The organism is Neorhizobium fuzhouense, assembly GCF_042611105.1.
In the GTDB taxonomy this organism is placed as follows: domain Bacteria; phylum Pseudomonadota; class Alphaproteobacteria; order Rhizobiales; family Rhizobiaceae; genus Neorhizobium; species Neorhizobium galegae_A.
Genome location: NZ_JBHFFP010000006.1, coordinates 15,338 through 35,093, shown reverse-complemented (window position 1 = coordinate 35,093; position 19,756 = coordinate 15,338). Strand labels below are relative to the sequence as shown.

The window sequence follows — 19,756 nt, the reverse complement described above, 5'->3', positions numbered from 1 at the left end:
AGCTAGTTGGCCAAGCCGCCCGTTGAGCATTGTTGCGCCATGCATCGGCTTTTGCGTGGTGTGACGGCTTGTGAAGGAAGACATGGGGTGGAGGGGCGCAATGCAAAGACTGCACAAGTGTGCCCGGCGCGCCTTTCCGTTCAGACTGCGAAGGATAGCTATACGTTTTAACGTTTTTGTTATAGGTGCATTAGTATTCTGAGTTCAGATCGGATGGGGAACAAAGTGACAGCCTGTCGCTTTAAAAAATCCGACAGTGCTTCGAAATCTGGCGGGCATGATGCTTGATTACAGGACCTTGCTGATTTCGCTCGGCGTTTCAACGCTTTGCCTGCTGGTCACCTTGTTCGCAACCTGGCTTGCGCGGCGTGGTGACGGGTTTCTGTTGACCTGGGTTCTGGGCCTTGCCTTCCTGGTCGCGGCCATATTCTGCTATAGCTACTATACAGAATTTCCCTCGGCAGCAGCGCTTGCCGCCAGCTTCAGCCCGATGCTCGTGGGCTTTGCCATCATTTATGCGGCCGCCTTTCAGTTTCGCACGGATCGCTCGCCTGTCCGCCATGTGGCTGTTGCTGGCCTCGTGTCGCTGCCCCTCACGCTTGCGCCGATCATCGTCGGTTATGACGGCATCGGCTTCATCATGCTCAATCTGTGTTGCGCGAGCATGTTGTTTGGAACAGCTGTCGAATACGCCCGAGGACGCCGGGAGGCTCCGGGTGCGCTTCTCGGCATGTCGCTCCTCTATGCCCTGACCGGGTTTTCGTTTGCTGTCTGTGCGGTGGTCATTGCGGCCGACGGTCGCTGGGTGATGGGCTCGGCGCCGGAAAACTGGGCGGAAACCTTCAATACCAGCATGAGCATTGCCGGCATGACCGGCATCGGCGCCATGTCCCTGATGGTGCATCAGGCGCGCATCACCGCCCGCCACCGCCGCGAGGCCATTACGGATGCGCTGACCGGGCTCTACAATCGCCGTGCGCTGTTTGAACTGCATGCGCGCGATCTGTTCACCGACGATATGGCGGTGATCGTCTTCGACATCGACCGGTTCAAGGCGGTGAACGACCAGTATGGCCACGCCGTGGGGGACGAGGTCATCCGCTGCCTTGCCGAAGACCTGAAGGACGCCTCGGGCTTGAGCACCACCGCAAGGCTCGGCGGCGAGGAATTCGCTGCGGTGCTTCGCACGGCCGCCCCCGGCTATGCCGAGTGGCTTGCCGAGCGCATCCGGCGCAATTTCGCCGAGCGGGAACTGTCGGCGGGCGACGCCCGCTTCCGCGTCACCGTCAGCGCCGGCATCGCCTATGGCTTCAGCGAGGGGCGGGATTTCGACGGAATTCTGAACGCGGCCGATGCGGCGCTCTACGAGGCCAAGCGGAACGGCCGAAACCGCGTGCAGCGCGCCGCCGATCATCCCCGGCAGGGATCACGCACCAGCGCCTGAGGGACACGCCCTTAGGGGGCGCCCGCCCGGCAAAACCGCAATTTCTGCAGGCCCTCGATCGGATAAACCGCCTCTGGCGCTGGTCACTGCGGCGCGTTGCTGCTATCTGCGCGCAGGGCAAAAAAGATGGAGATGAGCATGGTCCGGTTGATCTATCCCGAGCGCGGCGTGATGGCCGAATTGATGGCAAAAATGCTCTGGGAAATCGGCGCGGTGCATTTCCGCCCTGAGGAGCCCTACAAGCTGGCCTCCGGCATGGCGAGCCCGGTCTATATCGATTGCCGCAAGCTTCTCTCCTATCCGCGCATCCGCTCGGCCATCATGGATTTCGCCGCCGCAACCGTCACCCGCGATGCCGGCTTTGAACGGTTCGACTGCATTGCCGGCGGCGAGACGGCGGGCATTCCCTTTGCCGCCCTTCTGGCCGACAGGCTTGCGCTGCCGATGATCTATGTGCGCAAAAAGCCCAAGGGCCATGGCCGCGCCGCCCAGATCGAGGGTCATATGCCGGAAGGCGCCCGCGTGCTCGTCATCGAGGACCTGACGACGGTCGGCGGTAGCATGTTCCAGTTCATCGATGCGGTGCGGGCCGCAGGCGGTGTCGTCGATCACGCGATCGCGCTGTTCTACTATGGCTTTTTCCCGCAGGCCGAGGCCCGCTTTGCCAATGGCCGCGTCACGCTGCACCATATCGCCACCTGGCGCGAAGTGCTGGCAGTTGCCCGTGCGCAAAAGCTGTTCGATGACGCAACGCTTGGCGAGGTGGAAAGCTTCCTCGATGCGCCGCTTGCCTGGTCGGCCGCGCATGGTGGCGTCAGCGAATTGCCCGAGGCCTGAGGCTGGCCTTTTTCGCAAACCTGATTTAATCGATTGAAGAACCGGTCCGCCTTCGAGGAGAATTCAAATGATCTTGTGCTGCGGTGAGGCCCTCATCGACATGCTGCCGCGTGAAACGACGCTTGGCGAAAACGGCTTTGCGCCCTATGCCGGCGGCGCCATCTTCAACACCGCCATTGCGCTTGGGCGTCTTGGACAGCCGACGGGTTTCTTCACCGGCCTTTCCGACGACATGATGGGTGACATCCTGCGCGAGACGCTGAAGAAAAGCCATGTGGATGCGCGCTTCTGCGCCGTCTCGTCGCGCCCGACGACAATTGCCTTCGTCAAGCTGGTGAACGGCCAGGCTACGTACGCCTTCTACGACGAGGGCACTGCCGGCCGCATGCTGTCGCGCGAGGACCTGCCGGAGCTTGGACCGGAGATCGAGGCCATGCATTTCGGCGCGATCAGCCTGATCCCGGAACCCTGCGGCGAGACCTATGAAACGCTGATGGCGCGCGAATACCAGAGCCGCGTCATCTCATTTGATCCCAATATCCGCCCGGGCTTCATCAAGGACCGCGAAAAGCATCATGGCCGCGTCGCCCGCATGGCCGCCATGTCCGACATCATCAAGTTTTCCGATGAGGATCTCGACTGGTTCGGCATGGAAGGCGACCATGACACGCTGGCCAAATACTGGCTGGGGCAGGGCGCCAAGCTCGTCGTCATCACCCGCGGCGCCGAAGGCGCTGTCGGCTATACGGCGGGCTTCAAGGTGGCTGTGCCGGCCGAGCGCGTCACCGTGGTCGATACCGTCGGTGCCGGCGATACGTTCGATGCAGGCATCCTTGCCTCGCTGAAGCGCCAGAACCTGCTGTCGAAGGAAAAGGTCGCAAACCTCTCAGAACAGGCGGTGAAGGATGCGCTTGTCCTCGGTGCCAAGGCGGCGGCCGTCACCGTGTCGCGCGCCGGCGCAAACCCGCCCTACGCCCACGAAATCGGCCTCTGACGGCTTTTGCTCTTTCACATCTTCGCGGCCGGGGCAGGATCTGCCCCGGCATTTTATTGCCCGTCACTCGGGCTGAAGGACCATGTCCTGACCGATTTTGACCGATCAGGCGGTGATCATCTGTGGGAGAAGCCGCCCGGGTCCTGCCTGTGTGGCGGCTATTCCAGGATAAACATTTCCGCATGCTCGTCATAGGCGAAGAGTTCGGCGTAACGTCCCCAGGAAATGATCGTCTTCAGCGTGTCTTCCGCATAGGCTTCCGACATATGGTCCTCGAGTTCGGTGAGGAAGCGCGCCGCCGGCGCCGTGTGTGAGGGACGTTCTTCCAGCACGCGGCGCATCAGGGCCGCGAGCGGCACATAGGCCGTCAGGTGGCTGGCAAACAGCTGCTTGCGGCTTTCCGTATCCAGATCGGCAAAGCGCCGGCCCTCGTCCGTCAGCACGACATCGCCTTCGCTCAACTGGGCAAAGCGCAGAAGTTGCAGGGCTTCGGCCAGATGGAACAGTTCGTCCGCCGCCAGCTGCAGGACGCCCGCCAGAACCGGCAGGTCGGCGCGGCCATGATAGGGCTCGCGTGCCAAGGCTTCCAGCAGACCGGCCATGACATTGGTGGAAACCGGCTCGAGGATCATGCCGACGCCCGTGCCGGGAATACCTTCGACGCTCGGCACTCTCGGTTCCGGGCGCTGCGTCATGCGGGCATAGATGCTGTCCACGAGCTGGCGGAACATGGGGTCGAGACGGTTACGCGGATGCGGCAGGTCCACCTTGATTTCGGACGCCACTCGGCCCGGATTGGAGGAAAACACCAGGATGCGGTCGCACATCAGCACCGCTTCCTCGATGTTGTGGGTGACGATCAGCACGGATTTGATCGGCAGCCGGCCTTCCATCCACAGGTCGATCATGTCGGTGCGCAGCGTTTCTGCCGTCAGAACGTCGAGCGCGGAAAAGGGCTCGTCCATCAGCATCAGGTCCGGATGGACGACAAGCGCACGGGCAAAGCCGACACGCTGGCGCATGCCGCCGGAAAGCTCCTTCGGATAGGCGCTTTCGAAACCGCCAAGGCCGATCAGGTCGATGGCGGCTTCCGCCCGTTTGCGGCGCTCCCCGCGCTCCACGCCCTGTGCTTCGAGGCCGAGTTCCACATTCTGCAGAACCGTCAGCCAGGGAAAGAGGGCAAACGACTGGAATACCATGGCAATGCCCGGCGGCGGGCCGTCGATGACTTCGCCCCGGCACAGCGCCCGGCCGGCAGAGGGCGCGATCAGACCCGCAATGATGCGCAGCAGCGTGGACTTGCCGGAGCCTGAGCGGCCGAGCAGACCGACGATCTCGCCTTCGCGAATGGTGAGGTCGACATTTTCCAGCACCATCACGTCATGGCCGCTGCCCTTGGGAAAGGAGCGGCAGGCCTGTTGAATGTCGATGAGCGGAGCCTTGTTGGTGATATCGAGCATGGAATGACCCTCCGGTCAGAAGTAAAGCGGCAAATGGGTGGACGTGCGGTCGGCGGTTACAGTCTCAGGCGTCGTTCGCCGAGCGAGTAGAGAGGCCGCCAGACCAGCCGGTTGAAGAGCGTGACGAAGGCGCACATGACGATGATGCCGAGTACGACGCGCTGGAAATCGCCCTTCGTGGTCGCATCGGCGATGTATGAGCCGAGGCCGGGGGTGGAGAGCTGCTCATTGCCCCAACTGGCGACTTCCGCCACTATGCTGGCATTCCACGAGCCGCCGGATGCGGTAATCGCGCCGGTGACGTAATAGGGAAAAATGCCGGGCAGGATGACCTTCGCCCACCAGCGCCAGCCCCTGATGCCGAAGCTGCGGGCGGCTTCCTTCAACTCGCTCGGATAGGCGGAGGCGCCTGCGATGACATTGAAGAGAATGTACCACTGCGTGCCGAGGATCATCAGCGGGCTCAGCCAGATATGCTGGTTGAGGTCGTAGCGGACGATGACCACGACGAAGACCGGAAAGGCGAGATTGGCCGGAAAGGCTGCGAGGAACTGCGCCAGCGGCTGCACCTTTTCGGCAATGGCCGGGCGAAGCCCGATCCACACGCCGACCGGCACCCAGACGGCCGTCGCAATCGCCATCAGCACCACCACGCGGAGAAGGGTGATCAAGCCGTCGAGCACGGCGGTCGCCACATCCCCCCAGCCGATCGTATCGCGAAGATAGACGATGCTCTGAAGGGCGGCATAGAGGCCGGCAGCCAGGATGACCGCCAGCCAGAGCCAGTCGAAAAGCCGCGACTGGACCGCACGGGTGCCGGCCTTTTGTGCCTTCGGACGAAATTCAGGCAAGCGCAGCGACCAGACCTGCCGCGCAAGCCAGGCCAGCGGCGCCGTCAGCATGGCGATGAGACGCGAACGGCGCATCAGGTCCAGCATCCAGGAGGTCGGCTCCTCGGTGGAGGCGGTGGTCTCGAAGCGGAACTTGTCGGCCCAGGCGACCAGGGGGCGGAACAGGAACTGGTCGTACAGGATGATCACGGCCAGCATGGCGGCGATGGCATAGCCGATGGCTGCGATATTCTGCTCTTTGATGGCGAGCGCCACATAGGAGCCGACACCCGGCAGCGTCACGGTCGTGTCGCCCACCGTGATAGCTTCGGAGGCGACCACGAAGAACCAGCCGCCGGACATGGACATCATGGCATTCCACACCAGGCCCGGCATGGCAAAGGGCACGTCCAGCCGCCAGAAGCGCTGCCAAGCGCTGAGGTGAAAGCTGGCGCTGGCCTCTTCCAGATCCTTGGGCTGGTTGCGCATCGACTGGTACATGCTGAAGGTCATGTTCCAGGCCTGGCTGGTGAAGATGGCAAAGACGCTCGCCAGTTCCGCACCCAGCACCCTGCCGGGAAACAGGTTCATGAAGAAGGTGACGGTAAAGGTCAGGAAGCCGAGGATCGGTACCGACTGGAGAATGTCGAGGACCGGGACCAGCACCATTTCCGCCCTGCGGCTGCGAGCGGCAAGGGTTGCGTAAATGAAGGTGAAGATCAGCGAACAGATGATGGCCGCCAGCATGCGCAGCATGGTGCGCAGTGCATAAAGCGGCAGGTTCGATGGATCGAGCGACAGGGGCGCGGCATCGAGTGCGGAAAGCGGCTCGTTGGTGGCTTCTGCCGCATAGGCAACAGCCACGATCAGGCCGATCACCAGAAGCAGGGCAACGACATCCCAAAAGGTCGGCAGGGCAGAGCGGCGCAGCGCAAGCGGTGCGTGTTTCGGAAAGAGCATGAGAACGCTCCGAAAATCGGAATTTGCGGGGAGATTGGTGAGATTTTGGATCCGGCCAGCCGGGCTTGATCTCAGGCCGTCACGTGGCCGCGATCCTCGCCCGTAAGCAAGGCAAAGGCGCAGTCGCCCATGGGGAATGCGATGGCATCCGCATGACCTGCGGCGCACCTTCAGCCCGCAGGCGAGGTGGAAAAACAGGCAATAAAGTCAGATTGAGAGCATGCATTGCGGCTCATCCTTTCCCGGTCACCGAAGACCGGCGGACGAGCGGAAAGCTCAGCCGGTCACGGGCCGAATGATAGAGGTTCTAGATCGACTGGAACTGTCCATAAGCTTTCATCTGCTAACGACCGTGGCGGAACCCATTTCCGAAACGATACGCCAGCTCCCTGGTTTGAAGGCCGTCCGGCTTCATCCGGAAAGCGCCCTTCGTTGCTGCTCTTGCGCCTGTCTGATGGCTTCGTCAAGCGCCCGGAAATGGTGCGGATGCCAAAAAAGGCGGCGGCGCTTTGCTGCGCTGCACACAGTTTCGTGAACGTCAGGCAAGGCAAATGGTGGCCGAGCGAGGCGCGGCAAACGCTCTCAATCGCCGCGCGAACCGCGGGGTAAAGTGGTCATCGTCATGGTGGTAGAGCGAAGCGTCAAGCCGGCCGCATCCGCGCATGAACGAGATGGGGGCCGGTACCGCCCCGACTTTGCGCATGCTCGGGACCATAGTAGCGGGCAGCAACATCCCCGGGTCCCAGATCCTCGATGCCGGCATAGCCCATCGTCGCAAGCGCCGCTCGGATCTCGTGCGGATCGAGCAACGTGATCCAGGGCTCACCGGCTCTGGCCACCCGCTCCGCCATCGCAGCCATCGCCGGCCGCCGCTCCGGCGGGTAATTGTCGAGCGGCTCGGAATAATCGAAGACGATGCTGGCGTCCGGCGTGCGTGCCGCCAGCTGCAGCAGTGACAGAACCGTGTCACGTTCGAGGTAAGGCGTGACACCGAGCCAGATGTAGAAGGCAGGCTGATCTGCCCTAAAACCCGCCTCCCGCAGCCTGTCCGCCAGATCGTCGGTCTCGAAATCGACCGGCACCCAGACCAGTTCGGAAGGTTCGCGCAGTTTCGCTGCAGACAGCCGTGCCCGCTTCCACGTCTGTGTCGGCGGTTGATCCACCTCGAAAACCGTCAGGCCGAGTTCGCGATAGGGATTGCGCAGGCCGAACGTATCGAGGCCGGCGCCGAGTACCACCACCTGCCGCAGCCCTTCCGCCACGGCAGCAGCGAGGCAATCTTCCGCAAAACGGCTTCTTGCTGCCATGAACAGCCGCATGCCGCGTGACGCAGGATCGCTCGCCCGCTCATCGGCCTCCGCCAGCGCCTCCGGTTCCAGAATGAGACGAGCAAAGGGGTCGCGAAACACCGTTGCCCCATCGATCGTCTGGTGCGCGGCACGATAGCCCGCGGCTCCCCGTGCCGTCTTGCTGGGACCGGCAAGGCGCATCGGTTGAGCCTCAGCCCACCAGCGCCTTGACCAGCCCTGCCGTCGAGGCATCCTGCCCCTCGGTGCCGGCCTTGCCCTGGATGACCGGCAGAAGGCCGGTTGCCAGTTCCTTGCCAAGCTCCACGCCCCACTGGTCGAAGGAGTTGATCTTGAACAGCACGCCCTCGACGAAGACGCGGTGCTCGTAAAGCGCAATCAGACGGCCGAGCGCGAACGGCGTCAGCTGGTCATGCACGAAGGTGATCGAGGGCCGGTTGCCGGTAAAGACGCGGTGCGGCGCAATATGGTCGATCTTTGCGGCGTCCATGCCGGCCTTCTGCAGCTGGGCCTTTGCTTCGTCCAGGGTGCGGCCCTTCATCAAGGCTGCCGATTGGGCGAGGCAATTGGCAATCAGCAGCTCGTGCTGGTGGCGAAGGTTCGGCTCGAAGCCCGTCCGTGCGATCATGAATTCGGCCGGGATCACCGTCGTGCCCTGGTGGATCAGCTGGTAGAAGGCGTGCTGGCCATTGGTGCCGGGCTCGCCCCAGACCACCGGGCCGGAATTGCCCTTCACGGGCGAACCGTCGATGGTGACCCCCTTGCCGTTCGATTCCATGTCGAGCTGCTGGAGATAGGCCGGGAAACGCGTCAGGCGCTGGTCGTAGGGCAGGATCGCGCGCGAAGGGTAATCCAGCACGTTGCGATGGTAATAGCCGATGAGGCCGAGGAGCGCCGGCAGGTTTTCGCGCACCGGCGCCTTCAGGAAATGCGTGTCCATGGCATGGGCGCCATCGAGGAATTTGCCGAAATTCTCCGGTCCGATCGCCAGCATCAGCGGCAGGCCGATGGCCGACCAGATGGAATAGCGTCCGCCGACCCAGTCCCAGAAGCCAAAGATACGGTCGCTGTCGATGCCGAAGGCGGCGACCTTGTCGAGCGCGGTGGAGACGGCGCAGAAGTGATGCTTGACCGCCTCTTCGCCCAGCGTATCGGCAATGAAGGCGCGCGCAGAGGCGGCATTCGTCATCGTCTCGATGGTGGTGAAGGTTTTGGAGGCGATGATGAACAGCGTGGTTTCCGCGTCCAGAAGTTTTAGCGTATCGGCAATATGGGCGCCGTCGACATTGGAGACGAAATGGGCGCGCGGGCCGTCATGGAAGGGGGCAAGCGCGAGCGTCGCCATGACCGGGCCAAGGTCGGAGCCGCCGATGCCGATATTGACGACGTCAGTGATCGCCTTGCCGGTCGCACCCTTCAGCGCGCCGGAGCGGATGCCGTCGGCAAAGGCGCCCATGGCGGCAAGCACGGCGTTCACATCCGGCATCACGTCACGACCATCGACGAGAACGGGCGTGTTGGAGCGGTTGCGCAGTGCCGTATGCAGCACGGCACGGTTTTCGGTGAAATTGATCGCTTCGCCGGCAAACATGGCTGCGCGCTTTTCCGCCACGCCGCCTTCGGCAAACAGGGTTTCGAGCAAGTCCATGATCTTGTCGTTCACGGCGCATTTCGAATAATCCATCAACAGGTCATCGAGGCGAGCGCTGAACTGTTCAAAGCGTGTCGGATCGGCGGCAAAGGCGGCGCGCAGATCCGTAGCCTTCGTGGCGGCGGCGGTAGACTTCAGCTGTTCAACGATTGCCTGCATGGCATTACCTCTTGGGTCATCAATGATAGAGGAGGGAACCTATTCGGTTTTAATGTCAAATCAAGGCTGACGACAGCCCGTCTTGGCAGATCGTCCCTACTGGCCGACAGCCGTCTGCACGGTTCCGCCGATTGTCTGGCCAAGCCGATCGACCTGTTCCACATAGGTGCGGCGCGTGCGGGAATCGAAGACGGCAATCGGGGCGCTGACGGCAACGCTTGCCGCCCCCCCCACCGTCTGGGCTGTGCCGAGCGCGATCGCGCCGATGCTCTCGCCAAGGCCGACGGAGGAATCGGTCACCGTCTGGCCGGCGATCAGCCGGTTGCCGAGAAGTTTCACCACATAGGGGCTTTCGGCAAATTTGCCGTGGTTGAGCTGGTCATTGCTCTGAAGCGCGGTGAGGTCCAGCACGGTGATGCCGGATTTTTCCAGTTCAGACCGGTAGGGCTCCTGGCGCGGATCGATCTGGCCGAGGCGGTCGATATTGCCGGAAATACGCCGCGACAATTGCAGCGCCCGGTCATCCTGCGAGACGAACAGGGTAATATTGGGCCTTTTCTTCCCCATCTCGTCCAGCTGGCGGCCGAACACGTCGACGTCGAGATCGGGCGAGGCGAGAATGACGTTCTGGATCTTGGGCGATACCCGGCCGTCGCGGATCGCCATCTGGCGCAGCGCCTCCATCGTCAGCCACGAGCCCATGGAGTGGGCCATCACCGTGACCTCGCCGACGCTTGGATCTTCCGACACCCGGCGCAGCATGGTCTCCAGCGCATCGCGCGAATAATTGGTGCTTTCCTTGTCGTAGTTATAGGCAAAGATGCTGCCGCGCGATGGCCAGGTGAAGAGGACGGGCGCGACATCGGCGCCGCTGTCATGCACGATCTGCGCAAAGCGATAGACGGCATCCTCATAGCGGTTGTTGAAACCGTGGACGAAGACGAGCACGCGCCGGCTTTTCGGCAGGTGGCCATGCACCCAGTGGCGCGCCTGCGCGAGCGACAGCTCGTTGACGGAAAGGGTGGCGAATTCGCGCGCCGGATCGGCCGGCAACCGTTTTGGCCACTGAACCTGGCCGACCTTGCGCGCCGTTTCGGGCGGGATGGAGACGGCAATCTCGGTTACCTGCGGTTCCTTGCCGCGCTCGCCGGAAAACAGGATGCCGGGATTGTCGGAAGCCTTGCGGGTGGTGGCCACCAGCACATCCACCTTGGACGTGCCGCGCGCCTCAACCGTGGTCGGCACTAGAACACCCTCGGCGCGGCTGGCACAGCCGGACACCAGCGACAGAAGCGCAAGGAGGGCAAAGGCCAATGCCGGCCCCTTCGGGCAGGACGACACGCGGATGCGGGGCAAGGACATGAGCGTGACCATTCTGTTGCGACATCCGTGTCTGGCGGGCCGGCGGCCCCTCTTGATGCTTTTCCATAGACGCCGTGCGGCGGGGCGTCCATCCCGGATGCGTCACAAATCGTGACGATCCTCACGGATCGTCACTTCGGCCGCAATTCGCGCCGCAGGATCTTGCCGACGGGCGATTTCGGCAGTTCCGTTCGAAACTCGATCAGTTTAGGCCGCTTGTAATTGGTCAGGTTTTCGGCGCAGTGTGCCTTCAGCGCCGCTTCCGTCAAGGCCGGATCCTTCTTGACGACGAAAAGCTTCACCGCTTCGCCGGAATTGCCGTCCGGCACGCCGATCGCGGCGCATTCCAGCACGCCGGGATGCATGGCGGCGACCTCCTCCACCTCGTTCGGATAGACGTTGAAGCCGGAGACGAGGATCATGTCCTTCTTGCGATCGACGATCTTCACGTAGCCGCGCTGGTCCATGAAGCCCATGTCGCCGGAGCGGAAATAGCCGTCCGCTGTCATCGCCTTTGCGGTTTCATCCGGCCGGTTCCAGTAGCCGGCCATCACCTGCGGGCCGCGGATGCAGATCTCGCCCACCTCGCCATGGGTCAAGTCATGGCCGTCCTCGTCGCGGATGCTGACCTCGGTGGAAGACACCGGAAGGCCGATCGTGCCGGTGAATTCGGTCGTGTCGACGCGGTTTGCGGTGGCGACCGGGGCGGTTTCGGAAAGCCCGTAGCCCTCGGTGATCGGGCAACCGGTCATCTCGTACCAGCGCTCGGCCACCGGGCGCTGCACGGCCATGCCGCCGCCGAACACCAGCGTCAGCGACGAATGATCGAGCTTCTGGAATTCGGCATTGTTCAAAAGCGCGTTGAACAGCGTGTTGAGGCCGGGAAAGATGTGAATCCGGTGCTTGCGGATTTCGCCGACCAGGGCCGGCAGGTCGCGCGGGTTGGCGATCAGCACATTGTGGCTGCCGGTCGCAATGCCCATCAGCGAATTCACCGTCAGCGCAAAGATATGGTAGAGCGGCAGCGCGCAGAGAAACACCAGAACCTCCGGCCGCTGGCGTTTCAGGAAAGCGCTTTCCAGCCAGTAGCCCATCTGGTCCTTGTTGCAGAGAAGGTTGCGATGGGTGAGCATGGCGCCCTTGGAGATGCCGGTCGTGCCGCCGGTATATTGCAGGAAGGCGAGGTCATCGAGGGCCACCTCGATCGGCCGCAGCGTGCCGCGGCCGCCGGCCGACAGAACCTGCCGGAAAGAGGTTGCCATCGGCATGGACCAGGCAGGCACCAGCTTCTTCACACGCCGCACGACAAGGTTGACCACGTGGCCCTTCAGGCCCAGCATGTCGCCCAGCGCCGTCACCACCACATGTTTCACATCGGTTCTGGCCACGACCTGCTGCACCGTATGGGCAAAGTTTTCCAGAACGAAGATGGCGCGCGCGCCGGAATCATTCAGTTGGTGTTCCAGCTCGCGCGGCGTGTAGAGCGGGTTGACGTTGACGACGACGAGGCCGGCGCGAAGGATACCGTAGACCACGACCGGGTTCTGCAGCACGTTCGGCATCATCACCGCCACGCTGTCGCCCTTGACGAGGCCGAGCCCCTGCAGCCAGATGCCGATCTTGCGGCTTTCTTCTTCCAGCGCGCGAAAGGTCATGCTCCTTCCCATGCTGGAAAAGGCGATGCGATCGGCATAGCGCGTGCAGCTTTCCTCAAACAGCTGGCCGAGCGAGCGATGGGCAAGCGGCGGAAGGTCGGCGGGAACGGTCGGCGGATAGGATGCAAGCCAGATCTTCTTCGGCGTCTGAGCCTGAGCTGCGGGGGGGACGGGTGTCATGGCGGCGTATTCCTCCTCGGTTATCGAAGGGTCAGGCAACTGGCCTCCACTCCAGTTGCCTGACCCCTTGGCCCTGCCGGCTCTTGCGAAACCAGCCATGGCGGGAAGCTAGATAACTTTGACGTAAACGTCAATCGGCTGCGCGACAGGATGCCGGCATCCGCGGGCAGGAGGCAAGGAGCGGTTGCGTCTTGCGGAGGAACCTTCCGCGGCGAGCACCGTTTTCCCTTTATCCGAAACAACACGGAGGAACAGCGATGTTGCACCAGGAACCAAGAGCCGGCCAGGACCCTTATGTAAAGGACACCTATGCGCTGATCGCCAGCGACAAGGTCGAAGGCACCAGCGTTTATGGCGCCGATGGCAAGCGGATCGGCTCGGTCGAGCGGCTGCTGCTGGAAAAGCGCGGCGGCAAGGTGGCCTATGCAGTCCTGAGCTTCGGTGGCTTTCTCGGCATCGGCGACGACTACTTTCCGCTGCCGTGGGAAAAGCTGCGTTATGACGAAACGCTCGACGGCTACCGCATCGACCTGACCAAGGACCAGATCATCGGCGCGCCCCGCTATCAGGATCGCGACGACGACCGGTACTACCGCGAAAACGATCGCACCATTTACGACTATTACGGTGTGCCGCCCTACTGGATGTAAGGCAAACCAAGTCCGTTCCGACAGAAGGCCCTGCATCTTACCCGATGCGGGGCCTTTTTGCGTGCGGGGCAAGGTATCGGGAGAGGGGCCTGCGTCGCCCTCCATCCGTTGCCGCACAGAAAAAGGCCCGGAGCGCTGTGCCCCGGGCCTTTCGGTCAATCAGACGCCCATCAGCAATGCTGGTTCGGCGTGGTCTGGGCGGATGTGCCCTGCGTCTTCGAATTCGGGGTTGAGGTGTCGGGAGCGCAATTGGTGCCCGCGGTGCCGCCGGCGCCGGTTGCCGTGTTGTTGGTATCGGTGCTGCCGCCCATGCTCCCCGTGCCGCTTTGGCCGGATGTTCCCGAGGTGCCGGTTGAACCCGAACCGCTCGTGCCGGAACCGCTGGTACCGGAACCGCTCGTGCCGCCGGCACCACCGCCTGCGCCGCCCGAACCCGAACCGGATTGTGCAAAGGCAGTGCCTGCAAGACCGAGCGACAGGATGGCAACCGTGATCAGCTTTTTCATGATGGTATTTCCTCCGTGGCGGACAATGATTTGCCGGCCTTCAGGTGTCCAACAGGCCCAACACGGAATTGTTTCGGAAAAAACGACCAGGAGAAAAATGGAGGGCGCGCAACAGGGCCATCGAGGGCGTCGACAAGTGGTTTGCGTGACTGATGTCGGGGAGAAGAAAGTGGTGCCGCTTGCAGGACTCGAACCTGCGACCCCATCATTACGAATGATGTGCTCTACCACCTGAGCTAAAGCGGCGCCGGCAAAACCGGTTGGTCTTGCGGTGTGACGGGGCTGATACAGGCAATGCGCAGAGATTTCAAGCGGGGATTTTCACATCCTGTGGATCTCTTTTGCCAAACTGCCTTGGAAGGGCCTTCTATGGCGCCAAAAGGAACAGACAAGCGCCGGTGCTTGCAGTTCGTCCTGCGAGCGTTTACCGAAAGAACGACAGCGCCGCAGGGTGCAGGGCAGACGGGCGCCGAGGCAGCGCCCGGATGACCGAACCGACGGCGAACGGACAGGACGGACAGCGAAAGTGAAGGCGACGCAGTGAGTGGATTGGAAACGGCAATCAGGAACGCGCTGTCACGCTCCGAGCGCGGCGATGCCGCAACGCGCGCCCGTATCTACCAGACGGCCCGCCAGGCGCTGGACGCCGGCCTCACCCGTCAGGCCGTGACCGATCCCGCCGTAATCGAAGCTGAACGCCAGCGTCTGGAAGCAAAAATCCGCGAGATCGAGAGCGAGGAAAAGGCGCGCGACGCCGAACGCCCGGCACCGGCATCGCCGGCTCCCGCTTCGGTGCCCCCTACCTCGGTGCTCCCAGTTGAGGTGCCCCCTGCGTCCGCACCGCAGCCGTCTTCATCGGCGCCTGTGGCCGCAAAGCCTGCTCCTGCAACTGCTCCGATTTCCACCCAAGCCCCGTCCGGTTCGCGCCCGATGCGGATCGATCCGGTCCTCTCTCCCGCCATCGATCCGGAGCCGACAGGCGAAGGTCTGTCCGCGCCGCGCCATGAGGCGCCCCGCGCCGAAGCGCCGAAGGTGGATGTGCGCACTGATGCCGCACGACCTGATGGGTCCCAGGCTGCGGTCCATGCGGAGCCGCGTCTCGACGGCGCCACGCGCCTTGGCGCAGGCGAGCCGGAAGCGTCGCAGCTTACGGCAGGTGACGGTCTTGCCGATCTCGGCGCCATGTCCGGCGAACGTCGAAACGAGCGGCTGGGTGCGGCCCCTGTTGGCGACCGCAAGGCGCGCGCCGGCAAGGCAAAAGCGTCGCGTGGCCGCAAAGGCCAAGCTCAGACGGCGGCAGAGAGCGGTGATCTTGCCCCCGGCATTCCCGGCGAAAAGCGCAAGCGCCGCCGGCGTGGCGTTTTTTCGCGCCTGTTCATCTGGCTGACCATGCTGACCTTTATCGTGATGGGCGGCTGGTGGGCCTGGACGTCCGGCCTGTTCCTCACGGCCGCCCAGCGCGATACGAGCGTTCCCAATCCGCCGGCCACCGTCAGCGAGGAAGATTTTTCCGGCGCGGCTCCCGGCACGCCCTCGGGCTTTGACCCGCAGCACGGTTTTTCCTCCGATTGGCTGGAGGTCTATGGGCCGAACCGCAAGGCGGCAGCGGCGGCGGGAGCGTCCGCCACGGTGGAAACGGTTGCCATGGCCGATGGTCCGGCGCTGCGCATTACGTCTACCTCGCCCAGCCAGAGCGGCGATGTCGCCATCGAGGTTCCGGTCGACGTTCTGCGGGAACTCTCCGGCAAGACCTCGACCATTGCGCTCACCCTGCAGTCGGCGGCCGACAGTTCGGTCCAGGTGGCGGTACGCTGCGATTTCTCAAGCCTTGGCGATTGCGCGCGCCACCGCATTGCCGCCTCGCAGGAGCGCGCCGACAGCCTGTTCCGCGTCACCTTCGATCGCACGCTGGCGCCCACCCAGCCGGGCCGCATCTATATCAACAGCGATATTCTCGGCGGCCGGTCGTCGATCTACCTGTTTTCGGTGCGGGTGCTGCCCGGCCAATGAGCCGGGCGCTTCTTGCCGTCGGGTGAGAAGCGAGCCTCAGGAGAAGGCATCCGGGCCAAAGCCCAGGATGTCGTCATCGATCTTGCCGATTGCCCTGTCGTCGCGGCCATCGTAATCGAGCGTCGTCAGGATGTGCCGGATGATGTTGAGCCGCGCCCGCCGCTTGTCATTGGCGCGCACAATCGTCCAGGGGGCTGCCTTGGTATGGGTCTTGTCCAGCATCAGGTCGCGCTTTTCGCTGTAATCGTTCCATTTGGACAAGGCGGCGATATCCATCGGCGACAGTTTCCAGATTTTGAGCGGATCATGGCGCCGGTCGTGAAACCGCTTCATCTGCATTTCCCGGCCGATATTCAGCCAGAACTTGAAGAAATGAATGCCCTCGTCGACGATCAGCTGCTCGAAGGAGGGCGTCATCTTGAGGAAGTGCCGGTGCTGCTCGGGCGTGCAGAAACCCATCACGGGCTCCACCACGGCACGGTTGTACCAGGAGCGGTCAAACAGCACGAGCTCGCCCGCCGTCGGAAAATGCGTCACATAGCGCTGGAAATACCATTGTCCCGCTTCTGTTTCGGTGGGCTTGGTCAGCGCCACCACGCGCGCGGATCGCGGGTTGAGGCAGGCATGGATGGCAAAGATCGAGCCGCCCTTGCCGGCGGCGTCGCGGCCTTCAAACAGCGCCATCACGCGCTTGCCGGTCTTCTGCAGATAGATCTGCGCCTTCACCAGTTCGATCTGCAGCTTTTCCAGATCCTCGTGATAGCGGTCGTTATCGAGCTTCTTGTCGTAGGGATAGTTGTCGGAACCCAGCGCGTTTTCGGACACCCACTTGGGCAGATGCGGATCGTCGATATCGAAGCTTCGGCCCTTGCCGTCGATCGTCAGGTGCGCGATGCGGCTGCCGATCTCGCCCGTTCTGTCGTATGCGTCCATCCGTGTGTCCTCATCCTGTGCGCTTATCTATCTAAAGCAGGAATGCGCGCCGTCAGGGAGGCGATCCAAAAAAATGTTTTGCTGTTGAGAAAGCTGCAAGGGTTCCAATTTTGTGAAACGCCGCGCCGTGCCGATGTATATCTGTCATGCGAGACGATTATCACCATCCGTCAGGCTGGCGTTTCATCAGGGATTTTGCGGGGAGGGCGTGCATGGCGCGTGAGGTAAAGGCAGGGCGTGTCGAGCAGTTGCGGCGCGGCTGGCTGGTCGTTGCGGCGGCAAGCCTGCTGTCGGTCCTTGCGCTTGCAGCCGATGTCAACCCGGTCTTCGTCGGCGCGGGCTTCCTGCTGATCCTCCTGTCCCTGGCTCTTGGGCCCTCGCTTCCGATCGACGAGGAGCCGTCAGCGCCGGTGGCGGCACCCGCGCCCGCGCCGCGCGATCCGCTGAAGGACGTTGCCGATGCCTATGGCGCGCTCGATATGCCGGTAATCGTTCTCGGCACCGATGCCAATGTGCTCTTCCAGAACCCGGCAGCCACCAGGGCCTTCGGCGAAATGACGCCGGGCGCCCATCTGTCGGCGCGGCTGCGCACGCCCGGCATTCTCGACATGGTGCGCGAAACCATCGCCACCGGCGAGCCGAACCAGATCGAGCATTCCGAACGCCTTCCCTCCGAACGGGTCTATATCTTGCGCGTAGCCCCCATCGAGGAGGAAGGCAGCCGCTCCGCCAAGCGTTACTTCGCGCTGTCCTTTCGCGATATTTCCGAGCTGCGACGCATCGACCGCATGCGCTCCGATTTCGTCGCCAATGCCAGCCATGAGCTGCGCACGCCGCTTGCCTCGCTGCGCGGTTTCATCGAGACGCTGCAGGGGCCGGCGAAATCCGATCCCGGCGCGCATGAGCGCTTCCTGGCGATCATGCTGGACCAGGCGACCCGCATGAGCCGGCTGGTGGACGATCTCCTGTCCCTGTCGCGGCTGGAATCCAAGGCGCATATCGCGCCGAACCAGACCGTGGATCTCGTGCCGCTCGTCGGCAGCGTGCGCGATTCCCTTGTGCCGCTTGCCCATGAACTGGGGGTGGAAATCCGCATGCACCTGCCCGAGGGTAAGGTGGAGGTGACCGGTGACCGCGACGAACTGGTGCAGGTCATCGAAAATCTCATCGAGAACGCCTGCAAATATGGCCAGGAGGGCAAGATCGTCGATGTCCACCTGCGCCGCGAGCCGCAGCAGCCGGTGGAATTCAGCGTCGTCGACCGGGGTGCAGGCATTCCGGCCGAGCATGTGCCGCGGCTCACCGAGCGGTTTTACCGGGTGAGCGTGGCCGACAGCCGGTCGAAGAAAGGCACCGGTCTTGGCCTTGCCATCGTCAAGCATATCCTCACGCGCCATCGTGCACGGCTGATCGTCAAATCCGAACTGGGCAAGGGCACGGACTTTACCGTCCGGTTCTGACACAAAGCGCCCGGCGATCTGTGGGGCGATGATTATTTCCGATTAAAATCAATCGCTTGTTCTGTCACAAATGTTTCACCGAAATGACATAAAAGGGTGAGGCTCGGGCGGCTAAGACAGGCTGCCTGATGATCGGCGAGAGCGACAGCCGGTTGCAGCCAGAATTCACACCAGCCCATGACGGGAGACTACAATGACCATCCTGAAACTTTCCGCAGCTGCCCTGGTGGCATCTGTCGCATTCGCAGGCGCAGCTGCCGCGCGCGACCAGATCCAGGTTGCCGGCTCGTCCACCGTTCTGCCCTATGCCAAGATTGTTGCTGAAACGTTCGGCGAAACTTTCCCGAACTTCAAGACCCCGGTTGTTGAATCCGGCGGCACCGGCGCTGGCCTGAAGGAATTCTGCAAGGGCGTCGGCGAAGCCACGATCGACGTCGCCAATGCCTCGCGCCCGATCAACAAGTCTGAGCTGGAAGCCTGCAAGGCTGCCGGCGTCACGGACGTCCAGGAAGTCCGCATCGGTTATGACGGCATCGTTTTCGCCACCGATTCCGGCAATAGCGACATGAAGCTGGAGCCGAAGGACCTCTACAAGGCGCTGGCTGCTGAAGTCGTCGTCGATGGCAAGCTCGTTTCCAACCCCTACAAGAACTGGTCGGAGATCAACCCGACGCTGCCGAAGGGCCCGATCGCTGCCTACATCCCGGGCTCCAAGCACGGCACCCGCGAAGTCTTCGAAGAGAAGATCATGACGGAAGGCTGCAAGGAATCAGGCGCTTCTGACGTGATCAAGGCTGCCATCACCGATGCCAAGCAGGCTGCCGCCAAGTGCGTTGCTGTCCGTAAGGACGGCGCTGCCGTCGACATCGACGGTGACTACACCGAAACGCTGGCCCGCATCTCGGCCAACAAGACCGGCCTTGGCGTGTTCGGCCTGGCCTTCTACGAAAACAACAAGGACAAGCTGAAGGTCGCAACCGTCAAGGACGTTGTTCCGTCGACGGAAACCATCTCGTCCGGCAAGTATCCGGTTTCGCGTCCGCTGTTCTTCTACGTGAAGAAGGCCCATCTCGGCGTGATCCCGGGCCTGAAGGAATATGTCGAGTTCTTCATCTCTGACGATATGGTCGGCCCTGACTCGCCGCTGGCCCAGTACGGCCTGGTTGCTGCTCCCGATGACCAGCGCGACGCTGTCCGCAAGGCATTCGCCGCCGGCAAGACCATGTAATTGCAAAACGATCGACCGGCGGGGCTTGGTCCCGCCGGTCGATGGCCGCCACGGCATGCCTGGATCGACCGGGCGACCAAAAGACATTTGCTAACACCTGTTTTTACCAAAATTTAGTCTGCTTCAATGA

Annotated in this window: 15 protein-coding genes and 1 tRNA gene; 7 read left to right on the top strand and 9 right to left on the bottom strand. The window is 62.7% G+C overall.

The features are described 5' to 3' along the window. The first annotated feature begins 280 nt into the window (after positions 1–280). From ACEXP3_RS12295 to ACEXP3_RS12285, 3 genes are all read left to right on the top strand, one after another. Positions 281–1,444 (top strand): GGDEF domain-containing protein, encoded by a 1,164-nt coding sequence (locus ACEXP3_RS12295; RefSeq protein WP_377297519.1) that lies wholly within the window; start codon positions 281–283, stop codon positions 1,442–1,444. 138 nt (positions 1,445–1,582) lie between these two features. Further along, entirely contained in the window at positions 1,583–2,281 is a 699-nt protein-coding gene (locus ACEXP3_RS12290; RefSeq protein ID WP_377297518.1) for an orotate phosphoribosyltransferase, read from the top strand. 67 nt (positions 2,282–2,348) lie between these two features. Then, positions 2,349–3,275 (top strand): carbohydrate kinase family protein, encoded by a 927-nt coding sequence (locus ACEXP3_RS12285; RefSeq protein WP_377297517.1) that lies wholly within the window; start codon positions 2,349–2,351, stop codon positions 3,273–3,275. A 158-nt stretch (positions 3,276–3,433) separates the two neighbouring features. Here the strand turns inward: ACEXP3_RS12285 and ACEXP3_RS12280 are convergent, their stop codons facing one another. The 6 genes from ACEXP3_RS12280 to ACEXP3_RS12255 all read right to left on the bottom strand — a co-directional run bounded on the left by ACEXP3_RS12280 (position 3,434) and on the right by ACEXP3_RS12255 (position 12,839). Continuing rightward, positions 3,434–4,735 carry an ABC transporter ATP-binding protein gene (locus ACEXP3_RS12280; RefSeq protein WP_377297516.1) on the bottom strand — a complete coding sequence of 434 codons (1,302 nt, stop codon included), beginning with the start codon at positions 4,733–4,735 and terminating at the stop codon, positions 3,434–3,436. Positions 4,736–4,791: 56 nt separating this feature from the next. After that, positions 4,792–6,525 (bottom strand): ABC transporter permease, encoded by a 1,734-nt coding sequence (locus ACEXP3_RS12275; protein WP_377297515.1) that lies wholly within the window; start codon positions 6,523–6,525, stop codon positions 4,792–4,794. 641 nt (positions 6,526–7,166) lie between these two features. Beyond that, positions 7,167–8,015, bottom strand: coding sequence for a class I SAM-dependent methyltransferase (locus ACEXP3_RS12270; RefSeq protein WP_377297514.1), 849 nt, complete (start codon positions 8,013–8,015; stop codon positions 7,167–7,169). Between the two features lie 10 nt (positions 8,016–8,025). Next, a complete protein-coding gene (gene pgi, locus ACEXP3_RS12265; RefSeq protein WP_377297512.1) occupies positions 8,026–9,642 on the bottom strand; it encodes a glucose-6-phosphate isomerase in 1,617 nt (538 codons plus the stop codon). A 96-nt stretch (positions 9,643–9,738) separates the two neighbouring features. Next, entirely contained in the window at positions 9,739–11,004 is a 1,266-nt protein-coding gene (locus ACEXP3_RS12260; RefSeq protein WP_377297511.1) for an alpha/beta hydrolase, read from the bottom strand. A gap of 131 nt (positions 11,005–11,135) precedes the next feature. Further along, positions 11,136–12,839, bottom strand: a complete 1,704-nt coding sequence (locus ACEXP3_RS12255) for a long-chain-fatty-acid--CoA ligase (protein WP_377297510.1) — start codon at positions 12,837–12,839, stop codon at positions 11,136–11,138. Positions 12,840–13,096: 257 nt separating this feature from the next. Here ACEXP3_RS12255 and ACEXP3_RS12250 point away from each other — a divergent pair, with 257 nt between their 5' ends. Beyond that, the gene (locus ACEXP3_RS12250; protein ID WP_210103671.1) at positions 13,097–13,489 is read left to right on the top strand and encodes a PRC-barrel domain-containing protein; all 393 of its coding nucleotides are present in this window, start codon (positions 13,097–13,099) and stop codon (positions 13,487–13,489) included. A gap of 170 nt (positions 13,490–13,659) precedes the next feature. On the opposite strand, the gene ACEXP3_RS12245 is transcribed toward ACEXP3_RS12250, so the two are convergent. Further along, positions 13,660–13,995, bottom strand: a complete 336-nt coding sequence (locus ACEXP3_RS12245) for a hypothetical protein (protein ID WP_377297509.1) — start codon at positions 13,993–13,995, stop codon at positions 13,660–13,662. A gap of 170 nt (positions 13,996–14,165) precedes the next feature. After that, positions 14,166–14,241, bottom strand: a tRNA-Thr gene (locus ACEXP3_RS12240). Between the two features lie 294 nt (positions 14,242–14,535). Between ACEXP3_RS12240 and ACEXP3_RS12235 the strand changes: the two genes are divergently transcribed. Continuing rightward, positions 14,536–16,005, top strand: coding sequence for a hypothetical protein (locus tag ACEXP3_RS12235; RefSeq protein ID WP_377297508.1), 1,470 nt, complete (start codon positions 14,536–14,538; stop codon positions 16,003–16,005). A gap of 36 nt (positions 16,006–16,041) precedes the next feature. Here ACEXP3_RS12235 and ppk2 read toward each other — a convergent pair whose 3' ends face one another. Further along, the gene (gene ppk2, locus ACEXP3_RS12230) at positions 16,042–16,938 is read right to left on the bottom strand and encodes a polyphosphate kinase 2 (RefSeq protein WP_377297507.1); all 897 of its coding nucleotides are present in this window, start codon (positions 16,936–16,938) and stop codon (positions 16,042–16,044) included. Positions 16,939–17,150: 212 nt separating this feature from the next. Here ppk2 and phoR point away from each other — a divergent pair, with 212 nt between their 5' ends. Both phoR and ACEXP3_RS12220 read left to right on the top strand, forming a co-directional pair. After that, the gene (gene phoR / locus ACEXP3_RS12225; RefSeq protein ID WP_377297506.1) at positions 17,151–18,398 is read left to right on the top strand and encodes a phosphate regulon sensor histidine kinase PhoR; all 1,248 of its coding nucleotides are present in this window, start codon (positions 17,151–17,153) and stop codon (positions 18,396–18,398) included. Positions 18,399–18,591: 193 nt separating this feature from the next. Next, positions 18,592–19,626, top strand: a complete 1,035-nt coding sequence (locus ACEXP3_RS12220) for a substrate-binding domain-containing protein (protein ID WP_377297505.1) — start codon at positions 18,592–18,594, stop codon at positions 19,624–19,626. The last annotated feature ends 130 nt before the right edge of the window (positions 19,627–19,756 follow it).